The sequence below is a fragment of the Phytomonospora endophytica genome, assembly GCF_014202425.1.
Lineage (GTDB): Bacteria > Actinomycetota > Actinomycetes > Mycobacteriales > Micromonosporaceae > Phytomonospora > Phytomonospora endophytica.
Window position 1 is genome coordinate 537,022 of sequence record NZ_JACHGT010000001.1, and the last position, 23,152, is coordinate 560,173.

Consider the following 23,152-nt stretch of genomic DNA (forward strand, 5'->3'; position numbering starts at 1 on the left):
TTAAGGGGGTGATGTTCGTCTCATTCGACGGCGGATCGTAACCTCGTCAGCCCTGGGACGCGTCGAGGCCGGTGCATCCGCGCAGGTCGGTGAGCTTCTCCTCGATCCGGGTCGCCTCCTCGCCCGTCGACGGCACGGGCCGGCCGTCGCCGTCGATGAACGCGGGCACGAAGTCGGTTCCGGTGAGCTCGCCGTCGTCGACGGTCAGTTCGAGGACGCCGGTGTCGTTGCTGTAGGCGTTGTCGCGGTACCAGAGGAAGTTCCCGAGGCCGTAGGCCACATAGGAGTCGCCTGTCCAGCCTTCGCCCTGGAGGAGGTGGGCGTGGGTTCCGACGATCGCGTCGGCTCCGGCGTCGGAGAGTCGCTTCGCCCAGTCCTTCTGCTCGTCGTTGGGACACTTGTCGCCCTCGGTGCCCCAGTGCATCATCATGATCACGACGTCGGCCTGTTCGGCGGCGTTTTCGACGGCCTGGATGAGCCGTTCCTCGTGCGCGACGTGTGCGATGCCGGGCTTGGAGTCGGTCGCCATCCACGTGTCCCACAGTTCCCAGACCTGCGAGGCGCCGATGAAGGCGACGGAGGTGCCGTTGAGGTCGACGATGTGGGGCGCGAGCGCGGCATCGGCGTCCATGCCGGCGCCGAAGACGGGCAGCCCGGCCGCTTCGGCGGCGTCGAGGGTGTCGACGAGGCCGTCGCGGCCGTAGTCGAGGGTGTGGTTGTTGGCGAGGCTGACCAGGTCGATTCCGGCGGCCTTGACGGCTTCGTAGGCGGCCGGGGTGGTCTTGAACTTGTACTGCTTCGGCTGGGCGTCGTCGCTGTCGGTCACCGAGGTCTCGAAGTTGAGCATCGCGAAGTCGGCGCGGGTGAAGACCTCGGCGACCGGGCCGAACACGGTCGCGGGATCGGCCAGCAGTGCGGCGGTGCGGCCCATGAAGTGCGCGTCGCCGGCGATCGCGATCGTCGCCGGGCCGGGACCCTCGGGCGCGGCGGACGACGCCGACGCGGAATCGGTCGGCGGGGGCGGGGACGCCTCGTCGGTGGAGGAGCCGCAGGCGGCCGTGGTGAGGATCAGCGCGGCGGCGGCCGCGGCGGTGAGGAGGCGGCGCGGGGACTCGACTGGGGCCACGTCGGCAGCATCGCACAGGAGCGCGCCGAGTCGCGTCGGCCACACCGATCGGACCGGCGGGTTGCGAAATGTGACGCAGGTGACGTTTGCGGAAACATCGGCACTCGGTGCCATGACGGCGGGGATCGATCAAGGCGGCGACATGGGCAAACACGTCGTGCGGTGGTATCGCTACCACCGTGCGCCGAGTCCCAGCGTGGCCCACATTACGGTCCCTGACAGAGGACCACCGCTTCACAAGGTTGACAATGGAGTTCTTACCGAAGAGTGTGTGTCCGCCGGGCGACCCCCGGCACACAGTGTCGTCATGACTGACAGGGAGGTCGACATGACCACTTTCATCGAGGTGCCGCGCGGACTGGCCGGCGTGATCGTCACCGATACCGAGGTCGGCGACGTCCGCGGTGAAGAGGGTTTCTATCACTACCGCCAGTATTCGGCGATCGAGCTGATCGAGAAGCGCGATTTCGAAGACGTATGGCACCTCATGCTCAAGGGCGAACTGCCGACCCCCGCGCAGCGCGAGGCCTTCATCGCCGAGGTGACGCCGCTGCGGCACCTGCCGAAGCCGGTCGCGGACCTGCTTCCGGCGCTGTCGGGCTCCGTCCCGATGGAGGGCCTGCGGACCGCGCTGTCCTTCGCGGCCGCCAACCGCGGCATGAAGCCGCTGCTGGACATCGACGAGGAGACGCGTCTGGCCGACACGCTCTTCGCGTCGGCGCTGGTGCCGACGATCCTCACGTCGCTGCACCGGCTGCGCCACGGCCTGGAGCCGATCGCTCCTCGTGACGACCTGCCGTACGCGGCGAACTACCTGTACATGCTGACCGGTGAGACGCCGAAGCCGGAGCACGCGAAGGCCATCGAGGCCTACCTGATGTCGACGATCGACCACGGGTTCAACGCCTCGACGTTCACGGCCCGCGTCATCGCCTCGACCGGGGCCGACATCGGCGCCGCGCTCGTCGGCGCGATCGGCGCGCTGTCCGGTCCGCTGCACGGTGGCGCCCCCAGCCGCGCGCTGGACGCCCTCGACGCGATCGGGACGCCGGAGAACATCGACCACTGGGTTCGCGACGTCATCACCAACGGCGGGCGCCTCATGGGCTTCGGTCACGCCGTCTACAAGACCGACGACCCGCGTTCGCTGATGCTGCGCGATGTCGCGACCCGCCTCGGCGGCCCGCGCGTGGACTTCGCGAAGCAGGTCGAAAAGCGCGTCGTGGAGATCCTGGCGGAGCTGAAGCCGGGCCGCAACCTCTACACGAACGTCGAGTTCTACGCGGGCGTCGTGATGGAGGACTGTGGTGTCCCGCGCGACATGTTCACGCCGACCTTCGCCGCCTCGCGTGTGATCGGCTGGGCCGCGAACGTGCTGGAGCAGGCGCGCGACAGCAAGATCATCCGCCCGCGTGCGCGCTACACCGGCGAGGTCCCGCCGGTGCCGGTGCCGACCGCCTGAGCGAGTTCGCGCAGTGAGGGGCCGGGCCAAGGCCGCGATCCCGAGCCGCTGAGCTGACGATGCCGGGCCCACCCCACGAAGGGGAGGGGCCCGGCTCGCCGTTTCCGGGGGGAGCGGCGGGCGGCGGTGGGGTGAGGGCGGCGGGCTTGCGTGGGCTGGCGGCATGGTGGCGGCTGAGCCGCCTGGGCGGGGGACTCGGCCGCGGTGACCGGGTTAGGGCGAGTCTCGCCCGCCTACGCCGGGGACCCGGCACCGGCGGCGGGTCGCAGCCGGATCTCATGCCCGGCAGGCGGTTTCGTTCGCGCCGCCCCAACAAGCACAGGCTCTTCAAGCTCACCCAGCAAGGCTGGGAACCCAAGACGCGGCCCCGCGAGCGTGAGTCTCGCTTCGCTCGCCCGCCCACACATGGAACCCGGCCGCAGCGGCCCCGCCAAGGCCGAGCCCCGCTTCGCGGCTCACCCACGCCGGGGACCCGGCACCGGCGGCGGGCCAAGCCCGATCCCATGCCCGGCAGGCGGTTTCGTTCGCGCCGCCCAAACAAGCACAGGCTCTTCAAGTTCACCCACCAAGGCCGTGAACCTAAGGCGCCGGTCCCGTGAGCGTGAGTCTCGCTTCGCTCGCCCACGCACGCCGGGAACGCGGCCGCAGCTCCCCCTCGATGGGCGAGTCTCGCTTCGCTCGCCCACCCAGGCCGGGAACCCGGCCACGTTTCCCCGCCCACGCCGGGGACCCGGCACCGGCGGCGGGCCGCAGCCCGATCCCATACCCGCAAGGCGGTCTCGTTCGCGCCGCCCAAACAAGCACAGGCCCTTAAAACCTCACCCACCAACACCGGGAACCCAAGACGCCGGTCTCAAGTGCGCAAGTTCCGCTCCGCCGTTCCCGCTCGTCGGGGGACGTGGCCGCGGCGGCCCTCCGCTGGGCGAGTCTCGCTCCGCTCGCCCAGGTCGGGGACCCGGCTATCGTGTCTTGCTCGGGCGTGTGCCGCTTCACCGAGGCACCGGGCCGGGAACTGCCCACAGCGGTCCACCGAGGCCCAGTCCCGCTTCCCGTCTCGCCCTGGCCGGGGACCCGGCCGCGGCGACCGCACCTTGGGGAGTCTCGCTTTGCTCGCCCGCCCGGGCCGCGGGAACCCGGCTTCGCCAGGGCACTGCGTCGGGGACCTGGCACCGGCGGCAGTTCACCAAGCGCCAGTCTCGCTTTGCGGCGCGCCCACGCCGGGTACTCGGTTTCGCCGGGGCACCGCACCGGGAACCCGGCACCGGTGGCGGGCCGAGCCCGATCCCATACCCCTCAGACGGTTTCGTTCGCGCCGCCCAAACAAGCAGAGCGCCGCCCAGCCGCCCACCCCAGCCCCCCCCACCCTCCCCCAGCGATCCGCGCCACGCCGGGCGCCCATCCGGGGGACATGGGTGCGTGCGCCTTGCACAATGGCGCCATGAGCTTGGGGGAGAAGCCGGGGTCCGCTGGTTTTTTGTCGAGGGTGCCGAAGATCTTCGCGACTTTGCTCGCGTTGGTGGCGATGTTGTCGACGTTGGCGGCTTTCGGTAGTGCGTTGCGGCATCGGACGGGTTCGATTCGCACGGTCATCGAGTGGGTCTTCGTGCCGGTTCCGGCGAACCTCGCTTATGCGGCTTTTGTCGCGATCGTGGCGGCGGCGGTGGCGCGTCGTAAGCGGCTGGCGTGGTGGTTGCTGGTCGTCTATTTCTTCGTTCAGCTGATCATCGGTTCGCTGGTGGGCTGGATGGCGGCGATGTGGCCGGAGGAGGTCTACGCCGACGAGTCGGGTTCGGCGGTGGAGCAGCCGGGTTTCCTGATTCCGGTGCTCACCGTCGGGATCGTCGTTTCGCTGCTGGCGATCGTTCTCCTCCTCGTCGCGCGGCGGGAGTTCTACGCGCGTGTGCAGCGCGCGAGTCTGTGGAAGGCGGCGCTGGTCTATCTCGTCCTGTTCGGTGTCTTCACGCTGCTGGGCTGGGGTCTGCTGAACATGTTCCCGGGCAAGGTCGCGCGCGTGGAGCGTCTTCCTTACACGGTCGAGCGGCTGCTGGGCGGCGTCTTCAAGTTCAACTGGGACCGGACGACGCACGCGCCGGGCTGGGTCAACCTGGTCATCGGTCTCTTCGGCGCGATCGCGTTGCTGGCGGCGCTGTTGACGCTCTTCGGTTCGCAGCGGCGGGCGGCGGCGCACCTGCCGGAGGAGGAGGTGCGGTTGCGGGCGCTCATCGAGCGCGACACGACGCCCGATTCTCTCGCCTTCTTCGCGACGCGGCGCGACAAGTCGGTGATCTTCTCCCCGAAGCGCGATGCCGCCATCGGCTACCGCACGGTCGCGGGCGTCTGCCTCGCGGCGGGTGATCCGGTGGGGGAGCCCGCCGACTTCCCCGCGGTCATCGACGCCTGGCTGCGGCACGCGCGCGCGTACGGCTGGACTCCGGCGGTCCTCGGCGCGAGCGAGGTCGCCGCGAAGGCCTACGCGCAGGCGGGCCTGCGGGTCCGGGAGATCGGCGACGAGGCGATCCTCGTCCCGCGTGAGTACACCTTGGACGGCGCCGAGATGCGCCCGGTGCGGCAGGCCGTCGCGCGGGTGGAGCGCGCCGGGTACACCGCCCGCATCCGCCGCCATCGGGAACTGTCGGCGGAGGAGATGCGCGCGACGATCCGCCGCGCCGACAACTGGCGCGACACGTCCACCGAGCGCGGGTTCTCGATGGCCCTGTCCCGGCTCGGCGACCCCGACGACGGCGAGTCCCTGCTCGTCGAGGCGCTCGACGCCGACGGCAACATCCGCGCGCTGCTGTCCTTCGTCCCGTGGGGAGACCGGGGCCTGTCCCTGGATCTCATGCGCCGGGACCGCGAGGCCGACAACGGGCTCATGGAGTTCATGGTCAGTTCGCTGGCCAGGGGCGCCGGCGAGCACGGCGTCGAGCGGATCTCGCTGAACTTCGCGATGTTCCGCGCGGTCTTCGAGGAGGGCGCCCGGATCGGCGCCGGTCCGATCCTGCGGGCCTGGCGCGGGCTGCTGGTCTTCTTCTCACGCTGGTGGCAGCTGGAGTCGCTGTACCGGTCGAACGTCAAATACCGTCCACAGTGGATGCCGCGTTATCTCTGCTACGGCGAGCGCCGGACGCTGCCGAAGGTCGGTGTCGCCGCGGCGATCGCCGAGGGTTTCGTGACGCCGCCGCGCCGGCGGGTGTCGATCGGACGGGCGGCGGGGGCGTTCCCCCTGCCCGGTCTGGCCGAGGCGATCGCGGCGAACCGCCCGCCGGAGCGGGTCGATCCGCTGCACGACCGCGACGGACTGCCCGAGCAGATGCGGGTGCGTCTCGACAAGCTCGACGAGTTGCGCGCGGCCGGCGTCGACCCCTACCCGGTCGGCTACGACCGCACCGACACCTGCGGCGCCATCGCCGCACGTCACACGGGTCTGGCGCCGGACACGCGTACCGGCGACGAGGTCTCGGTCGCCGGGCGTGTCGTGCTGGTCCGCGACCACGGCCGCCTCACCTTCGCCACGATCCGCGACTGGACCGGCGACCTCCAGCTCATGGTCACCGGCGATCCCGGTTTCAGCGCCACCGTCGACATCGGCGACCACATCGGCGCGGCCGGCGAGGTCGTCACGACCCGGCGCGGGCAGTTGTCGGTGCACGTCACGTCGTGGACACTGACCGCGAAATGCCTGCGGCCGCTGCCCGACAAGCACAAGGGACTGTCCGACCCCGAGGCCCGAGTCCGGCAGCGCCACCTCGATCTCATCGTGGACGGTGAGGCCCGCGACATCCTGCGCGCGCGTGGCGCGATCGTGCACCGGATGCGCACGACCCTCAACGAGCGGGCCTTCCTGGAGGTCGAGACGCCCATCCTCCAGCGCGTCCACGGTGGCGCCAACGCACGACCTTTCACCACGCACATCAACGCCTACGACATGCGCCTCTACCTGCGCATCGCACCCGAGCTGTACCTCAAGCGGCTCTGCGTCGGCGGCGTCGAGAAGGTCTTCGAACTCGGCCGCACGTTCCGCAACGAGGGCGTGTCCTTCAAACACAACCCCGAATTCACGATGCTGGAGGCCTACCAGGCCTACGCCGACTACGTCGGGATGCGGGAGCTGACCGTCACACTCATCCGCGACGCCGCCCTCGCGGCCCTCGGCACGACCGTCATCGAACGCGACGGCGTCGCCTACGACCTCGCCGAGGAGTGGCCCGTCAAGACCGTCCACGAGGCCATCTCGGCGGCCCTCGGGGAACGCGTCGACCCGGGCACCCCGCTGGAAAGCCTGCGGAAGCTCGCCGACGGTGCGAAGGTTCCCTACGACGTCAAGTGGGGAGTGGGCGCGATGATCCTGGAGTTGTACGAACGGCTCGTCGAGCACGAGACGACCCGCCCGACCTTCTACACCGACTTCCCGACCGAGGTCTCGCCGCTGACCCGTCAGCACCGCGATGATCCGCGCCTCGCCGAACGCTGGGACCTCGTCGCCTTCGGGACCGAACTCGGCACGGCCTACTCCGAGCTGATCGACCCCGTCGAGCAGCGCCGCCGCCTCACCGAGCAGTCCCTCCTCGCGGCGGGCGGAGACCCGGAGGCCATGGAACTCGACGAGGACTTCCTGTCGGCGCTGGAGTACGCGATGCCGCCGACCGGCGGGCTCGGCATCGGCGTCGACCGCCTCGTCATGCTCCTCACCGGGCGCGGAATCCGCGAGACCCTGCCGTTCCCGCTCGTGCGGCCGGGCGGGCCGGGGGAGCGGACATGAGGCGCAACGCCGGGTTCGCGGCCCTGGTCGTCGCCGCCATCACCTACCTGACCTGGATCTTCGGGGAGGCGCTCAACCCGGCCCTCGACCCGCTGACGTCCTACGTGAGCGAACTCGCCGCCGACGACCAGCCGCACGAATGGTTCTTCCGGATCGGCGACGTCGTGACCGGCTCCATCGCCGGCACCGTCGCGATCCTGAGAGTGAAGGGCTCGCACGGCGCCCGCTTCGCCGGCTGGGTCGGGGTGATCGTGTTCGGTGTGGCGACGCTCCTCGACGCCGGACCGTTCACGCTGACCTGCGCGCCTTCGATCGACAGCGACTGCAAGGCCGCCGAACAGGCCGGCACGCTGCCGTTCCCCGACGACGTGCACACCGTCGCCAGCGTCATCGCCACGGTCGCGCTGGTGGTCGCCGCGGTCGCCTTCGCCCTGTACAGCGGAAGCGTCCTGCGCTGGGCACTGGCCGGACTGGTCACCGCCACCTCGCTGGCTGTCGCGATCACCGTCCTCGCCGGAGCCGACATCGGCCTGGCACAACGGATCCAGCTGCTGAGCTTCTCGGCGTGGCTGGTCGCGCTCGGCTGGTGGCAACGGTGCGAACGGACCTTATCGTCCTCCCCGGCCTCGGCGACGGGGCGTTCAGCTGGACCGGCGTCCTGCCGCCCCACGCCGTCGTACTCGACCGCCTCGGGCACACCGGCCCGTTCACCCTCGACGGCGAGACCGCCCGGATCGCCCGCGCCGCGACGCGCCCGCCCGTCCTCGTCGCCCACTCCATGGCCGCCTGCTACGCCGAGGCCTACGCGAGGCTCCACCCCGTCACCGGTCTCGTCCTCGTCGACCCCTCCTATGAGGACCAGGCCCGCACCCGAGCGCCCGGCGTCCCCAACTGGGCCGCCTGGCTGAGCAGACCCGCCGTCGCCTGGCGGCTCGGGCCGGCGCTGTGGAGCGCGCTCGCCGTCGCCCAGACGCGCACCACCGTCCCCCGCCACATCCGCCACCGCGCCCGCCGGTACTACCGCGACCCGCGCGTCGTCGCCTCCGCCGTCGCCGAATACTTCGCCTACGACGACGTCAACGCCCAGCTCATCGCCCTGCGCGCCAGGACGCAAGCACCCGACGTGCCCGTCGTCGTCCTCGCCGCCACCCCCGCCGGAGTCCCCGTACCCGACCTCGGGCAAGTCCGCCTCACCGCCCTCTTCCCGCACGCCGAACTACGCGTCCTCCCCGGCTGCGGCCACCTCATACACCTCGACCGGCCCGGCGCCGTACGAGCCGCGATCGCCGCCGTGGAGGAGTGAAGGCTCATCGCCGGGAAGGACACGCGGATCCTGCTCAAGGAGGAGAATGACGCGTTGAGTTCGGCGCCGGGTTCCTTCCCAGGAAGGAAGAGCACGGCGCCGCACGCCGATACCGTCATGGACAACACGAAGTCACGAGACCGCGTCGCGTTCACGGCGTAACCCGGAATCATCGGAGAGGTACATGTCTGAGTTCACCCCGCAAACGGTTCAGCCCGAGCGCAAGCCCACGCCCGGCACCGTCAACACGGCGGCCTACATCCAGTTCGCGATCTTCGCGCTCGCGCTCCTCGGCCTCATCTTCGGGCTCATGTACAGCCAAGACGCCATCGACGCGGCCGTCGCCTCCCTCAAAGACCAAGGCGCCAAGCAGGACCTGATCGACGCCTACGAACAGTCCGGCAGCTTCTCCAGCATCGGGCAGATCGTCGGCCTCGTACTCGCCGCCGTCTACGCCGTCCTCGGCATCTTCAACCGACGCGGCGTCAACGGCGCCCGCATCACCACCTGGGTCCTCAGCGGCGTGTTCCTGCTCTGCGGCGCGGCCACCTTCGCCCTCTCCGGCGTCGGCGGCGGCACCACCGACGGCGTCGACATGGACAAGGTCACCACCGCCATGAGCGACGCCGTTCCCGCCTGGTACAACGCCTTCGGGATGGTCTCCGGGATCGTGCAGATCCTCGGCTACCTCGTCGTGATCGTGCTCCTCGCCCTCCCCGCCTCCGGCGAGTTCTTCCGGAAGGCCCCGCCCCAGCTGATCCTGCCCGGCGACGAAGTGAAGTAACCGAATACGCGTAGAGAAGAGACGGGCACCGCTGGGAGCGGTGCCCGTCTCTCTGCTTTTTGGCGGCCGTGCTTGTTTGGGCGGCGCGAACGAAACCGCCTGAGGGGTAGGGGATCGGGCTCGGCCTGCCGCTGGTGCCGGGTGCCGGGTGTGGGGGCGGGGACGTGGCCGGAGTTTCCGGGCTGCGTGGGCGAGCGAAGCGAGGCTCACGCTTGGCAGGACCGCTGCGGCCGGGTTCCCGGCTGCGTGGGCGAGCGGAGCGGGACTCACGCTCACGAGACCGGCGTCTTGGGTTCCCGGCGTTGGGTGGGCTGCTGCGGCGGGGTACTTGGCGTGGGTGGGTGAACAGACCCGGTTCCCGGTGTTGGGTGGGTGAGGTTTTAAGGGCCTGTGTTTGTTTGGGCGGCGCGAACGAGACCGCCTTGCGGGTATGGGATCGGGCTGCGGCCCGCCGCCGGTGCCGGGTCCCCGGCGTGGTGTTGCGGCGAAGCCGGGTTCCCTGTCTGGTGCAGAAGCGCGCTTGGTTCCCGGTGTTGGCGGGCGAGCGGAGCGTGGCGCGCCCTGAGTGGGGGCGTTCGGGCGGGTCTCGGCGTGGGTGGGGGGAGTGAAGCGTGGCTCGCCCGTTGAGGGACCGCTGCGGCTGGGTTCCCGGCGTGGAAGGGCTGCGAGGTGGGGCCGGCCTGAGCGGGAACGCTCGGGCGGGCTCCCGGCGTGGGCGGAACCGCGACCGCGCGGCTCACGTGCGCGGGGGGCTTGGTTTGGCTCGTCGCTGCCGCTCTGAGCGCGATTCGCGGGCAGCGTTCGGTGGCGGGCGGCCGTGCGAAAAACGCGCTCCCCCGCTCGCCCCAAAGGGGCCCCAAAAATCACGATACGGGCGAGGTGTGACAAAAGCGCCTAGGTGAGAAGTGCTCGGAGTCTGGCGTGCGGCATGCACTTAGGTCGCCGGGCCGCACCGCCGGGCCGCCAGGCCCCGCGTGCGCCACCGCTGCCGCGCCACCCTGCCGCCAGGCCGCGCCACACCACCCGCCCCGCCGCTAGGTCGCGCCACCCTGCCCTCGCCGCCAGTTCGCGCCACCCCGCTGCCGCGCCACCCCACTCCAGGCCCCGCGCGCGCCACCCTGCCCCGCCGCCAGTTCGTGCCACCCCCCGCCACCAGGCCCTGCCCGCGCCCCGCCCCCGCGCCACCCCACCCCCGCGGCCGTCCCCCCGGCTAGTCGTGCCTCCCCGCGATCAGTTCCTGCAGCCAGATCTTCCCCCGGATGATCGGCCGGCGCAGCCGCATCTCCCGCCACACCGCGTTCGCCATCTTCCGCTCGCCCCGCCGCCGGTCCGGCCGATACCGCCACCGCGCCCACGGCGACCCCGGCCGCGCCAGCCGGACCGCCCCCACGTACAAGAACAACGGCACCAGCAACCCGAGCAGCCCCGACCAGATCTTCCCCTTCAGCAACGTCACCGCCGCGAAACCCAGATTGAGCAGCGTGAACGCGATCCCCAGCGGCACCGAGTACGGCTGCCCCCGCAAATCCAGCGTGTCCGCGACACCGATCGGCCGGAAACCCAGCAGCAGCAGCCCCGTCAGCGCGATCGCCACGAACAGCGCGTCGACCGACGTGCGCCCCTCCTCCGTCCAGTACACGTCCTTCAGGTGCAGGATCAGCGCGAACTCGTCCAGCACCAGCGCCGCCCCGATCCCGAACAGCGCCGCCATCACCGACCGCCACCCGACGAGCTCCTCCGGCACCGTCAGCCCGGCCACCCCGCCGATCAGCATGAACACCACACCGAACACGACATGATGAATGTGCAACCCACCCGGCGTCACGTTCCCCGGCCACCAGCGCACCTTCGCGCGGATCAGCCGCACCGACAGGCGAATGAAGCCGAAGCCGACGAGCATCGCGACGAAGAAGCTGAACAGCGGAACGAGTCCGGGCTCGACGATCGTGTTCCGGAACCAGGTGTGCACCTGATCAGTCTCGCTCGTACCCCCGACGGCCGCGCGTGAACGGCGCCCGGCGTGGGCGAGGGCACTACCTCCGCGTCCCCTCCAGATACCGCAGGACCGCCGCGACCCGCCGGTCGGTCCGGTCGTCGGGCGCCAGCCCGAGCTTGGCGAAGATGCTGCGGATGTGCTTGTGCACGGCGTTCGACGTCACGAACAACCGCTCGGCGATCGCCGTGTTCCCCAGCCCCTCGGCCATCGCCTCCAGGACCTCACGCTCCCGCGCGCTCAGCCGCTCCAGCGGGTCGCCCGCCCGGCGGGCCGCGAACAGCTGCGCCACCACGTCCGGGTCGATCGCCGTGCCCCCGGCGACGACGCGCTCCAGCGCCGTCACGAAGGTCTCGACGCGACCGACACGCTCCTTCAGCAGGTACCCGACGCGCCCGGCGCCGTCGGCGAGGAGGTCCGTGGCGAAGCTCTGCTCCACGTAGGCCGACAGCACCAGCACCGCCAGCTCCGGATGCCTCCGCCGGGCCTCGACGGCCGCGCGGATGCCCTCGTCGGTGTGCGTCGGCGGCATGCGCACGTCGACGACGGCGACGTCGGGCCGGTGCTCGTCGACGGCCGCGAGCAGCCCGGCCGGTTCGCCGACGGCGGCTACGACCTCGAAGCCCTCCCCGGCGAGCAACAGCGAGAGGCCTTCGCGCAGGAGGGCGTCGTCCTCGGCGATCACGATCCGCATGGCAGCTCCACATCGATGATTGTCGGCCCGCCGACCGGGCTGGACACGCGCGCGGTCCCGTCGTGCGCGGCGACACGCCCTTTCAGGCCGCTGAGGCCGGATCCGCGCTGCTCGTCGGCGCCGCCCTTGCCGTCGTCGGTGATCGTGATGCGCAACAGATCCCCCGCGCGCTTCACGCCGACGGACGCCCGTCGGGCGCCGCTGTGCTTGGAGATGTTGGTCAAAGCCTCGGCGACGACGAAGTACGCGGTCGCCTCCACCGACGTGGGGCAGCGCCCGGCCACGTCGACGTCCAGCGCGCACGGCACCGCGCACCCGGCGGCGAGCGCGGCGAGGGCCCCGTCGAGGCCGCGTTGGTCGAGGATCGGCGGCAGGATCCCGCGGATCACCGAGCGCAGTTCGGCGAGGGCCTCCTCGGCGCCGGTCTGGGCGCGTTCGAGCATGGCGTCGGCCGCGGCCGGATCGCGGGTGAGGGCGCGCCGGGCGGCGCCGGTCAGGACGGTGACGCCGACGAGGCGGTTCTGCGCTCCGTCGTGCAGCGCGCGTTCGATGCGGCGCAGTTCGGCGGTGTGCGCGTCGAGCGCGGCGGCCCGGGTCGCGGTGAGCTCGGTGATGCGGGCCGAGAGGTCGACGTCGGAGCGCGGCGACAGCAGACGGCGGCCCATGTGGTCGGAGAAGCGGGCGAGGTGGGGCAGGACGACGACGGACAGGACCAGCCACACCGGGCTCGCGGCGGCCGCGGCGAACGCACCGGACCAGCTGGTCACGGGGAACCCGAAGGACGAGCCCGCGTCGCCGGCCGGCACCAGCCACCACCACAGGGGGAGCGTCACGTCGCGGATCGCGCTCAGCGGCAGCGCCAGCCCGATCATCGCGGCGAACAGGAATGCCGCCCGCGCCACGATCCACCCGAGGTCCCGGCGGGTCGCCGGGTCGGTGACGGCCACGCGCATCGACGCGCCCCACCCGCCGGGGAGCAGCCGGTACGGCGAGGGGACGGGCGGGCCGGTCCGCGACAGGTGCGCCCGCTCCCGGTCGGCGAGGGCCCGGACGAGCTTGAGGGCGTAGGGCAGCGCGGGCAGGCCGACGCTCATCATCGAGGCGACCCCGACGACCGTCGAGGCCATCATCGCGACCAGCGCCAGCATCGACGTCGGCAGCCCGGCGCCCAGGCGCAGCCATGCGGCGACGGCCGCCCTCAGGCGGCCGCGCAGCCGGTGCACGCCACTGTCATCCACGGCGGTCACGGTACGTGCCTCAGCGGCCCTTCGTCTCGTGCGGAGCGGGACGGGAGGCGAAAAGTACAGCCTGCGCTACCCCGGTTCGGTAGTCGGCTGTATTTCCGGCGAGGCCCCGTCTCCATAGCGTGGAACTCGACCTGATCGAGGCATTCACCAGCGATGGGACCCACCATGAGCGACCCGTACCGGATCACCGACACACCCGCCCCCACCTCCGGCGCGCACCCCGCCGGGCGCGAGTCGCGGCCGGGCCGGACCGCCCTGCGACTCCTGCTGTGGCTGGGCGTCCTGGCCGGCGTCGGCGTCAACCTCGCCACGAACTTCACCGGCCACACGCTCATCGGCATCCTCGCCGGCAGCTTCGGCACGGTGTGCATCGTCCTCCTCGTCGTCTCCCACGTGACGGGACGACGCCGGTGAGCCGCCGCGACCTCAACGGGCAGGCGGCCGTCGTCCTCAAGGGCGTGACCCGCTCCTACCGCGGCGGCGTCCTCGCCCTCGACGACGTCTCGCTCCAGGTTCCGCGCGGGGCCTTCCTCGCGGTGATGGGCCAGTCGGGTTCGGGCAAGAGCACCCTCCTCCACTGCGCCTCGGGCCTCGACGTGCCGACCTCGGGCTCGGTGACCGTCGGCGGCGTCGAGATCAGCGGCCTGCGGGAGGCGAAACGAGCGGTCGTCCGCCGCGAGCAGGTGGGTTTCGTGTTCCAGTCCTACAACCTCGTGCCCTCCCTCGACGTGCAGCAGAACATCACCCTTCCGCTGCGCCTGGCCGGGCGTGGTCCCGACCGCCGCTGGCTCGACGGCCTCGTCGAGCGCGTCGGCCTGGGCGGCCTGCTGCACCGCTCCCCGAGCGAACTGTCCGGCGGACAGCGCCAGCGCGTCGCCGTCGTGCGGGCCCTCGCGGCGAAACCCGCGGTCGTGTTCGCCGACGAACCCACCGGCGCCCTCGACTCGGCCAACGCCGCCCAGATCCTCGACCTCCTCGCCGCCCTCACCGACGATCTCGGCCAGACCGTGGTCATGGTGACCCACGACGCCGCGGCCGCCGCCCGCGCCCACGACACCGTCGTGATGGCCGACGGCCGCGTCACCGAGATCCTCAGCGGCGCGAGCGCCGACGAACTCGCCGCCCGCCTCGGCCGCGTCTGGGCGGGAGCGGCCCGGTGAAGACCCTGTTCCCGATCGCCCTGTCCATGTCCCGCCGCCGATTCGGCGGCCTGATCGCCGTCGCCGTGGCCGTCCTCATCGGCGCGCTCGCGGTGACCGCGACCGCCGGGATCGCCCAGACCGGCATCTGGGCCGACGCGCCCGTCGGGCGCTTCGCCTCGGCCGACGTCCTCGTCGGCGCGGCGCAGACCGTCGAGCAGGAGGAGGACATCGACGTCCCACTCCCCGAACGCGAAGCGGTCGGCGCCGACCTCGTCGCCACGCTCGCGACCGTGCCCGGCATCGAGCACGCCCTCGGCGACCTGTCCTTCCCCGCCACACCGGTCCTCGACGGCACGCCCGTGCACTCGGGAGGCGGACACGGCTGGTCGTCGGCGTCCCTGCCCGACACGCCCAAGGTCACCGGCGAGGCGCCCGACGCCGCCGGCGAGCTCGTCCTCGACCTCGCCACCGCCACCGCCCTCGGCGGCGCGCCGGGCGACCGGATCGAGATCGTCGTCGCCGGACAGCGCGCCACCTACCAGGTCACCGGCATCGCCGAGGACGTCCCGCCGGGCCTGTACTTCGCCGACGACGTCGCCACCGCGCTCGCCGGACGCGAAGGCAGGGTCGACCTCATCGCCCTGTGGGCCACCCCCGGTACCGACCCCGGCGACGCGGCCGACCGCGTCCGCGACGCCCTCGCCGGAACCGGTCTCACCGTCGCCACCGGCGACGACCGCGGCGACGTCGAGTCCCTCGCCGTCGGCGCCGGACGCGGGCTGCTCATCGCCCTGGCGGGCTCACTGGCCGGCGTCATCCTCATGATCGTCGGCTTCATCGTCACCGGCGCCCTCGCCGTCAGCGTCGCCGGACAGCGCCGGGACCTCGCCCTCATCCGCGCCGTCGGCGCCACACCCCGGCAGGTGCGGCGGATCGCCGCCATCCAGGGCACCCTCGCGGCCCTGCTCGTGCTCCCACCGGGCATCACGGCCGGGTACTTCCTCGCCGAACGCGCGCGGGAATGGTTCGTGCGACTCGGCGTCATCCCCGAATCGCTGCCGCTGGTCACCGGACCACTGCCCGCGATCGTCACCGCCGTCCTCTTCCTCGCCGTCGTCGGACTCGGCGCGCGCGGCGCCGCACTGCGCGTGTCGCGCATGCCCGCCACCGAGGCCGTCGCGCAGACCGAGACCGAACCGCGTTCGCCGGGCCGGATCCGCACCACGATCGGCTTCGCGCTGATCGGCCTCGCGATGCTCATGGCGGCGGTGCCGCTGGTCAGCCGCAGCATGGTCGCCGTGGCGGGGACGGGTTCCGCCGGGATCGTCGCCGTCATCGGCCTCACCCTCGCCGGGCCGGCGGTCGTGCGGGCCGCCGCGGAGTTCCTGGCCGCGCGACTGTCCCGCCGCCCGGACCCGGCGGGCTGGCTCGCCGCGCAGAACCTGCGCGCCTTCGCCTCGCGTGGCGCCGGAGCACTGACCGGCCTGGCGATGGCCGTGACGCTGGCGATCACCTACACCTTCGCGCAGACCTCGCCGCAGAAAGGCGTCGAACAGGACCTCGCCGCCAGCGATCTCGGCGCCCTGAGCGTCACCGCGCCGGGTCTGGGCGGCGTGCCCGCCTACGCCCTCGACGACCTGCGCGCCGTCCCCGGCGCCACGGTCGCGATCCGCGACAGCACCACCGTCGTGCTCCCGCACACCGAGGACGGGAGGGCGAAGGCCGACGCCTACGAGACGGTCGTGCTCGGCGCCGACGCCGAGAGCATGGTCGATCTCGGGCTCACCGCCGGTTCGATGTCCGCACTGACCGGCGACTCCATCGCCGTCAGCGGCACCTTCTCGATGTGGCAGGGGCTGGACCCGGGCGACACCACCGAACTGATCCTCGCCGACGGGTCCCGCGTCACCGTCACCGTCGCCGCCGTCTACGACCGCGAACTCGGCTACGGAGACATCGTCCTGTCGCCCGACGTCGCCTACCCCTCGGCGTCGCTCTACGATTCCGTCCTCGTCGGCGGCGTCGCCGAGCAGACGGTCCGCGACGCACTCGCGGGGGTGCCGGGCGTGGCGGTCGACGCCGGTCCGCGTGAGGTGGCGGCCGAGGTGACGCCGCAGATGTGGCTGAACTTCGTCGTGGTCGGAGGGCTGCTCGGGTACGTGCTGCTCGGCGTGATCAACAGTCTCGTGGCGGCGACGTCGCGTCGCGGGGGAGAGTTCGACGCGCTGCGTTTCGCGGGGGCGACGCCCGGCCAGATGCGCGCGATGATCCGGCGGGAAGGGCTCTGGTACGGGCTCGGCGCCTGCGCGGCCGGTCTGGCGCTGTCGACGCCGCCGCTGCTGTTCCTCGGCGTCGGGCTGCTCGGTTCGCCGATCGCGGCGGGCCCGTGGTGGCTGCCTCCGGGCGTGTGCGCGGTGGTGCTGGTGGCGGGCTACCTCGCGACGGTGATCCCGGCGGGCCGGGTGCTGCGGGCGGTGACCGGGCGGTGAGTCCCCGGCCTGAGCGCTAGGGAGCCGCGAGGGCGTCCGGGCGGGGCAGGTTCCGCAGGTGGCGGCTCAGTGTCGCGAGGGCCGCCACCAGCGTGACTCCGCCCATGAGGGCGAACGCTGCGGCGGGCCCGCCGGTGTCGAAGACGGTGCCGAACAGCAGGGGCGACAGGGGCTGGAGCGCCGACACGAGGAAACCGGCGCCGGAGCTGACGCGCCCCTGGAGCCCGTCGGGGGTTCCGGCCACGACGTAGGTGAGCACGAGCGCGTTGAGCGCCGGGACGAAGAAGGTGATCACGCAGCAGATGACCGCGATCGGGACCGGCCCGGGCACGAAGCCGATGGCGGCGATGAGCGGTGGGGCGCCGAAGGCGAGGCCGATGATGAGCGGTGTGGGCCGCACCCGGCGCAGGATGCGCCCGGTGAAGAGGGCGCCGAGGAGGCCGCCGACGGCGATGGCCGCGGCGAGCGCACCGATTCCGGCGTTGGCCATGCCCTGCCGATGCCAGGTGGCGATGAGCATGAGGTGGACGGCGCCGAAGGCGAAGTTCACGCCCATGCCCCACAGGACGAGCAGGCGCAGGCGGGGGATGCCGAAGAGGTGCCGCAGGCCCGCGGTCATGCCTTTCACGTCGGGGACGGCCTTCTTCGCCGAGGACGAGGCGGAGCGCCCGTTGAGGGGCGTGCGGATGAACAGGAGCGCGACGGCGCCGATGAGGAAGGTCAGCATGTCGAAGACGAAGGGCACGGCGCGGCCCAGGCCGAGCAGCCATCCGCCGAGGGGGCGTCCGGCGAGTTCGGCGCCGAACATGCGGGCTTGGTTCTGGGCCATCGCGTCGGGCAGCTGTGCGGGCGGGACGAGCTGTTTGACGGCGGCGGCCGAGGCGGGGTTGAACAGGGCGGCGAAGAGGGACGAGGCGATGGCCGCGCCGATGATCGCGGCGAACCCGGCGTGCCCGGCGTGGGCGGCCAGGGCGAGGGCGCCCATGATCGCGGCCCGGGCGAGGTTGCTGCCGATCATGATCGTGCGCCGGTTCACACGGTCGGCGATGAGTCCGGCGGGCAGCGTGAAGAGCAGGAGGGTGACGAGCTGGGCGGCGGCGACCATGCCGGCGTACCCGGCGCTGCCGGTGACGCCGAGCATGATGAGGGGGTAGGCGATCTCGGTGACCTCGTTGCCGAGGGTGGAGACCGCGCGGCCGCTCCAGAGCAGCTGGAAGTCGCGGTTGCGGCGTAGTGGGATCGGTGGCGACGGCGGGGCCGCCACCGATGCGTCTGGGCGGGACAGCAGGGCGGTCATGCGACGGCGACTTCCTCTGGGCGCGGAAGGTTGCGGACCGGACGGGTCAAGGTGAAGAGTGCCGCGAGCAGGGCCACCGCCGCCATGACCGCGAAGGCGGCCGTCGCGCCCCAGGCGTCGAAGAGGGTGCCGAGCGCGACCGGCGCGATCGGGGAGATGAGCATCGACAGGAAGGTCGCGCCCGCCCCGACGCGGCCCTGGAGCTCGTCGGGTGTGCCGGAGGCGATGTAGGCCCAGCCGACGGAGTTGAGCGCGGGCAGGAAGAAGCCGACGAGCGCGGCGACCACGGCCAGCGGGTACACGCCGGGGAGAAGGCCCATGGACATCATCAGGACGGGCAGTGCCCAGGCGAGGCCGACCACGAGGTGCGTTGGCTTGACGCGCTTGATGATGGCGGGGGCGAGGAGCGCGCCGGACAGACCGCCGAGGGTGCCGATCGCGGCGAGGATCCCGACGGTCGACTCCGAGGCGCCGCGTTCGCGCCAGGTGGCGATCTCGACGAGGAAGAAGCCGCCGAGGGCGAGGTTGATGCCCATCGACCAGAGCAGGAGGTTGCGGAGCATGGGCTTGGCGAAGAGGTAGCGGATGCCCGCGGTCGCGCTGCGCCAGGCGGGTTCCCGCACCGCGGGCGCGCTTTCGCGGGGGGCCTGGAGTGGTTTGCGGATGAAGAGCAGCGCGAGCCCGGCGAGCAGGTAGGTGATGGCGTCGAAAAGGAAGGGAACGCTGCGGGCGATCCCGAACAGCCAGCCGCCGATGGGCGGGCCGATGAGGCCGGTGGCGCGCATCCGGGCCTCGTTCTGCGCCTGCGCGCTGGTGATCTGCGCGGCGGGCACGAGCTGCTTGAGGGCGGCGGTCGAGGCGGGGTTGAAGATGCCGTGGAACAGCGAGGACAGCACCGCCGAGCCGATTATCAGGGGGATGGTGGCCCAGCCTCCGTAGACGGCGAGGGCGACGCCGCCGAGGATCACCGCGCGGGACAGGTCGCTGACGATCATGATCGTGCGCCGGTTCACGCGGTCGGCGAGGAGTCCGGCGGGCAGCGTCACGAGCACCTGGATCGCGATCTGGCCGGTGGCGAGGAGGCCGGCGTAGCCGGCGCTTCCGGTCAGGGCGAGCATCAGCAGTGGGTAGGCGATTCCGGCGACTTCCTGACCGAGGCCGGCGACGGCGCGCCCGCTCCACAGAAGCTGGAAGTCGCGGTTGCGGCGCAAGGGCACGACGGGCGCGGTAACCGGAGTCACCGTCGTGTCATCTCTGACATCGGTTCGGTCAAGAGAGGCATTAGGCATGACGTCATTCTGGCGTCAGGTAAGCGGCGCGTCAAGTCGCGAAGGATCACAAGAACGTTTCAGGTCCGGGCGTCACGCCTCCGCCCCCGCCGCGTTATACACAGTGGACGGTCCGGCCGGGAGCGGACCGCGCACCGGCGTCCACCGGGCGGACGGTGCCGAGCCGATCTAAGGTGCATGAGTGGCGAAGAGTCTCTACCTCGCGGCCCTCGACGCGGCCAGCGGCAAGTCGACCGTCGCGCTCGGCCTCACCGAGCTGCTGTCCAGGCAGGCGGGTGTCGTCGGCGTGTTCCGGCCGGTCATCCGCGATGACGACCGGCGTGACCCGCTGATCGAACTGCTGCGCGAGCGCTTCAAGCTCACCGCTCCCTACGAGGCCTCCCTCGGCGTCACCTACGACGACGTCCGCGCCGACTCCGAGGCCGCCATCGGCCGCGTCGTCGAGCGCTACCACGCCCTCGCCGCGCGATGCGACGTCGTGCTCGTCATCGGCACCGACTACACCGACGTCGCCTCCCCGACCGAGTTCGAGTTCAACCTCCGGGTGGCCGTCAACCTGGCGTCACCCGTGCTCCTCGTGGTCACCGGCGCCGAACGCACGCCCGCCGACATCGCCGCCGCCGTCGCCCTCGGCCGCGCCGAAGCGGAGTCCTCGCACGCCACCGTCTGCGGCGTCGTCGTCAACCGGGTCGCCCCGAAAGACCTCGCCGACGTCCGTGCCCGCCACGCCGGAGGCACCGACGACGTGTGGGTCCTCCCCGAGACCGCGGCCCTGACCGCGCCGACCGTCGGCGAACTCGCCACCGCCTGCCGCGCCGAACTCATCGCCGGGGAACGCGACATGCTCGGCCGCGAGGCCAGCGGCCTGCTCGTCGCCGCCATGACCCTGCCCAACCTCATCGACCACCTCGTCGACGGCGCCGTGGTCATCACCCCAGGCGACCGCACGGAGCTGCTCCTCGGCCTCCTCGTCGCCCACCACGCCGTCGGCGTGCCCAACGTCGGCGCCGTCGTCCTCACCGGCGGACTGCGGCCCCCGCTCCAGATCCGGCGCCTCCTCGCGGGCGTCGACGCGCGCCTGCCGATCCTGCTCACCGACGCCGACACCTTCGACACCGCCACGCGCCTCAACGCCGTCCGCGGCACCATGACCGCCGAGTCGGACGGCAAGATCGCCACCGCCCTCGGCCTGTTCGCCGCCAACGTCAACGAGGGCGTCCTCCTCGACCGCATGCGCCTCGCGCGCTCGCCGGCCGTGACGCCGCTGATGTTCGAGCACCGGCTCGTCGAGCGCGCCAGGGCCCACCGGCGCCACATCGTCCTCCCCGAGGGCACCGAGCCGCGGATCCTGCGCGCCGCCGACATCATCCTGCGCAGGGGAGTGGCCGACCTGACCCTCCTCGGCGACCCCGCCGAAGTCCAGCGCCTCGCCGGGCAGCTCGGCGCCGACCTGTCCGGCGCGACCGTCATCAGCCCCTTCGACCCGGCCCTCCGGGAGCGTTTCGCCACCGAGTACGCCCGCATCCGCGCGCACAAGGGGATCACCGCCGAACAGGCCTACGACATCGTCACCGACGTCTCCTACTTCGGCACGCTCATGGTCCAGGACGGACTCGCCGACGGCATGGTCTCCGGCGCCGCGCACACCACGGCCCACACGATCCGCCCGTCCTTCGAGATCATCAAGACCCTCCCGGACACCGACGTCGTCTCCAGCGTCTTCTTCATGTGCCTCGCCGACCGCGTCCTCGTCTACGGCGACTGCGCGGTCATCCCCGAGCCGACCGCCGAGCAGCTCGCCGACATCGCGATCTCCTCGGCCGCCACGGCCGCCGCCTTCGGCGTCGAACCGCGCGTGGCGATGCTGTCCTACTCGACGGGCGCCTCCGGCGCGGGCGCCGACGTGGACCGGGTCCGCGCGGCCACCGCCATGGTCCGCGAGCGCGACCCGAAACTGCCCGTCGAGGGCCCGATCCAGTACGACGCCGCCGTCGACTCCGGTGTCGCCAGCACGAAACTCCCCGACAGCGAGGTCGCGGGCCGCGCGACGGTCTTCATCGTCCCCGACCTCAACACCGGCAACAACCTCTACAAGGCCGTGCAGCGCAGTGCGGGCGCGGTCGCGGTGGGCCCGGTCCTGCAGGGCCTGCGCCGCCCGGTCAACGACCTCTCCCGGGGCGCGACCGTGCACGACATCGTCAACACCGTCGCGCTCACGGCGGTACAGGCGCAGATCGCCGCCCGTTAAGGAAAAGGAGACTCGGTGACAGCCAAGGTCCTCGTCGTCAACTCGGGTTCGTCGTCGATCAAGTACCAGCTGATCGAGCTACCCGCGGGCACCCCGATCGCCAGAGGCAGCGTCGAGCGCATCGGCGAGCCCGAAGGCCGCGTCACCCACCACGGCCCGGACAGCACCGAGGACCGCGCCGAACCGGTCGCCGACCACGCCGCCGGGATGCGCGCGATGCTCGACTCCTTCGCCTCGGCCGGACCGGACCTGGCCACGGTGGAGCTGACCGCCGTCGGCCACCGCGTCGTGCACGGTGGCGAACGCTTCACCGAGCCGACCCTGATCACCGACGAGGTCTGCGCGGTCATCGCCGAGCTGAGCTCCCTCGCCCCGCTGCACAACCCGGCGAACCTGCGTGGGATCGAGGTCGCGCGGGAGGCGTTCCCCGAGGTCCCGCACGTCGCGGTCTTCGACACCGCCTTCCACGCGACCCTGCCCGAGCACGCCTACACCTACGCCGTCCCGCGCGACTGGCGCAGCGAGCACGGGGTCCGCCGCTACGGCTTCCACGGGACCTCACACGCCTACGTCTCCCGCCGCGCGGCCGAACTCCTCGACAGCGAGCCCTCGGGCGTGAACGTGATCGTCCTGCACCTCGGCAACGGCGCCAGCGTCTCGGCGGTCAAGGGCGGCGTGTGCGTCGACACCTCGATGGGCCTCACCCCGCTCGAAGGGCTCGTCATGGGCACCCGCAGCGGCGACGTCGACCCCGCCGTGGTCTTCCACATGCGGCGGGCGGCGGGCCTGAGCGTCGACGAACTCGACGACGCCCTCAACAAGGGCAGCGGCCTGCTCGGCCTCACCGGGGTCAACGACATGCGCGAGCTGCTCAAACTCGTCGACGGCGGCGACGCCGAGGCCGCGCTGGCCTTCGAGGTGTACTGCTACCGGATCCGCAAGTACGTCGGCGCCTACACCGCCGCCCTCGGCCACGTCGACGCGATCGTGTTCACCGCCGGGGTGGGTGAGCACAACCCGCTCGTGCGCGAGACCGCCCTGCGAGGTCTGGGCACGCTCGGGATCCGGCTCGACCCCGAACGCAACGACCGGAACGACGCCGTCGTCTCGGCCGCCGGTTCGCACGTGGCGGTCCTGGTCGTGCCGACGAACGAGGAACTGGAGATCGCCGGGCAGGCCCTCGCGCTCGTCGAGGGCTGAGTCCGGCTGCCCGGTCGGGCAGACCCGGCGTCGCCAACCCGACAGGCCGCTTGCCGCGGCCGTCGGCGCGTTCGACAGTCGAGTCCCCGGCACCCCCTCCTCTGCCGCCTCCCTCCCGG

General features: G+C 72.0%; 15 protein-coding genes and 1 pseudogene. 10 read left to right on the plus strand and 6 right to left on the minus strand.

Annotation, left to right across the window (positions count from 1 at the left end):
* Positions 1 to 46: 46 nt before the first annotated feature.
* On the minus strand, positions 47 to 1,126 hold the full coding sequence (locus HNR73_RS02215) for a CapA family protein (protein WP_239122090.1): 1,080 nt from the start codon (positions 1,124 to 1,126) through the stop codon (positions 47 to 49).
* A gap of 307 nt (positions 1,127 to 1,433) precedes the next feature.
* On the opposite strand from HNR73_RS02215, the gene HNR73_RS02220 reads away from it, so the two are divergent.
* The 5 genes and pseudogenes from HNR73_RS02220 (at position 1,434) to HNR73_RS02240 (ending at position 9,434) form a co-directional block, all read left to right on the plus strand.
* Positions 1,434 to 2,588: a citrate synthase/methylcitrate synthase gene (locus HNR73_RS02220; RefSeq protein WP_203686097.1), complete on the plus strand. Its 1,155-nt coding sequence runs from the start codon at positions 1,434 to 1,436 to the stop codon at positions 2,586 to 2,588.
* Between the two features lie 1,438 nt (positions 2,589 to 4,026).
* Complete coding sequence (lysX, locus tag HNR73_RS02225; RefSeq protein WP_184785505.1) at positions 4,027 to 7,347, plus strand: bifunctional lysylphosphatidylglycerol synthetase/lysine--tRNA ligase LysX; 3,321 nt, start codon at positions 4,027 to 4,029, stop codon at positions 7,345 to 7,347.
* Positions 7,344 to 7,874 (plus strand): annotated as a pseudogene (locus HNR73_RS41150) (DUF998 domain-containing protein); the annotation flags it as partial. The gene lysX and the pseudogene HNR73_RS41150, both read left to right, overlap by 4 nt.
* 68 nt (positions 7,875 to 7,942) lie before the next feature.
* Positions 7,943 to 8,650: an alpha/beta fold hydrolase gene (locus tag HNR73_RS02235; protein ID WP_184785506.1), complete on the plus strand. Its 708-nt coding sequence runs from the start codon at positions 7,943 to 7,945 to the stop codon at positions 8,648 to 8,650.
* A 184-nt stretch (positions 8,651 to 8,834) separates the two neighbouring features.
* Entirely contained in the window at positions 8,835 to 9,434 is a 600-nt protein-coding gene (locus HNR73_RS02240) for a hypothetical protein (RefSeq protein ID WP_184785507.1), read from the plus strand.
* Positions 9,435 to 10,644: 1,210 nt separating this feature from the next.
* On the opposite strand, the gene HNR73_RS02245 is transcribed toward HNR73_RS02240, so the two are convergent.
* The 3 genes from HNR73_RS02245 to HNR73_RS02255 all read right to left on the minus strand — a co-directional run bounded on the left by HNR73_RS02245 (position 10,645) and on the right by HNR73_RS02255 (position 13,359).
* Positions 10,645 to 11,403, minus strand: a complete 759-nt coding sequence (locus HNR73_RS02245) for a hypothetical protein (protein WP_184785508.1) — start codon at positions 11,401 to 11,403, stop codon at positions 10,645 to 10,647.
* 64 nt (positions 11,404 to 11,467) lie between these two features.
* Positions 11,468 to 12,121, minus strand: a complete 654-nt coding sequence (locus HNR73_RS02250) for a response regulator (RefSeq protein WP_184785509.1) — start codon at positions 12,119 to 12,121, stop codon at positions 11,468 to 11,470.
* Positions 12,109 to 13,359 (minus strand): sensor histidine kinase, encoded by a 1,251-nt coding sequence (locus tag HNR73_RS02255; protein WP_239122087.1) that lies wholly within the window; start codon positions 13,357 to 13,359, stop codon positions 12,109 to 12,111. The genes HNR73_RS02250 and HNR73_RS02255 overlap by 13 nt, the downstream gene beginning before the upstream one ends.
* Before the next feature lie 174 nt (positions 13,360 to 13,533).
* Here HNR73_RS02255 and HNR73_RS39405 point away from each other — a divergent pair, with 174 nt between their 5' ends.
* The 3 genes from HNR73_RS39405 to HNR73_RS02270 are packed head-to-tail and all read left to right on the plus strand — an operon-like array spanning position 13,534 to position 16,999.
* Positions 13,534 to 13,782, plus strand: coding sequence for a hypothetical protein (locus HNR73_RS39405; protein ID WP_184785510.1), 249 nt, complete (start codon positions 13,534 to 13,536; stop codon positions 13,780 to 13,782).
* The gene (locus HNR73_RS02265; RefSeq protein WP_184785511.1) at positions 13,779 to 14,528 is read left to right on the plus strand and encodes an ABC transporter ATP-binding protein; all 750 of its coding nucleotides are present in this window, start codon (positions 13,779 to 13,781) and stop codon (positions 14,526 to 14,528) included. Before HNR73_RS39405 ends, HNR73_RS02265 begins: the two co-directional genes overlap by 4 nt.
* A complete protein-coding gene (locus HNR73_RS02270; RefSeq protein ID WP_184785512.1) occupies positions 14,525 to 16,999 on the plus strand; it encodes an FtsX-like permease family protein in 2,475 nt (824 codons plus the stop codon). The genes HNR73_RS02265 and HNR73_RS02270 overlap by 4 nt, the downstream gene beginning before the upstream one ends.
* A gap of 16 nt (positions 17,000 to 17,015) precedes the next feature.
* Here the strand turns inward: HNR73_RS02270 and HNR73_RS02275 are convergent, their stop codons facing one another.
* Together HNR73_RS02275 and HNR73_RS02280 are read right to left on the minus strand one after the other, a co-directional pair.
* Positions 17,016 to 18,296, minus strand: coding sequence for an MFS transporter (locus HNR73_RS02275; RefSeq protein ID WP_184785513.1), 1,281 nt, complete (start codon positions 18,294 to 18,296; stop codon positions 17,016 to 17,018).
* On the minus strand, positions 18,293 to 19,537 hold the full coding sequence (locus tag HNR73_RS02280) for an MFS transporter (protein WP_184785514.1): 1,245 nt from the start codon (positions 19,535 to 19,537) through the stop codon (positions 18,293 to 18,295). The genes HNR73_RS02275 and HNR73_RS02280 overlap by 4 nt, the downstream gene beginning before the upstream one ends.
* 229 nt (positions 19,538 to 19,766) lie before the next feature.
* Between HNR73_RS02280 and pta the strand changes: the two genes are divergently transcribed.
* Together pta and HNR73_RS02290 are read left to right on the plus strand one after the other, a co-directional pair.
* Positions 19,767 to 21,833 (plus strand): phosphate acetyltransferase, encoded by a 2,067-nt coding sequence (gene pta / locus HNR73_RS02285; RefSeq protein WP_184785515.1) that lies wholly within the window; start codon positions 19,767 to 19,769, stop codon positions 21,831 to 21,833.
* Between the two features lie 15 nt (positions 21,834 to 21,848).
* On the plus strand, positions 21,849 to 23,033 hold the full coding sequence (locus HNR73_RS02290; RefSeq protein WP_184785516.1) for an acetate/propionate family kinase: 1,185 nt from the start codon (positions 21,849 to 21,851) through the stop codon (positions 23,031 to 23,033).
* Positions 23,034 to 23,152 lie beyond the last annotated feature (119 nt).

Coding starts and splice junctions, on each gene's coding strand:
- HNR73_RS02220 (WP_203686097.1), top strand. CDS start 1,434: ATGACTGACAGGGAGGTCGACATGACCACTTTCATCGAGGTGCCGCGC.
- lysX (WP_184785505.1), top strand. CDS start 4,027: ATGAGCTTGGGGGAGAAGCCGGGGTCCGCTGGTTTTTTGTCGAGGGTG.
- HNR73_RS02240 (WP_184785507.1), top strand. CDS start 8,835: ATGTCTGAGTTCACCCCGCAAACGGTTCAGCCCGAGCGCAAGCCCACG.
- HNR73_RS02250 (WP_184785509.1), bottom strand. CDS start 12,121: ATGCGGATCGTGATCGCCGAGGACGACGCCCTCCTGCGCGAAGGCCTC.
- HNR73_RS39405 (WP_184785510.1), top strand. CDS start 13,534: ATGAGCGACCCGTACCGGATCACCGACACACCCGCCCCCACCTCCGGC.
- HNR73_RS02275 (WP_184785513.1), bottom strand. CDS start 18,296: ATGACCGCCCTGCTGTCCCGCCCAGACGCATCGGTGGCGGCCCCGCCG.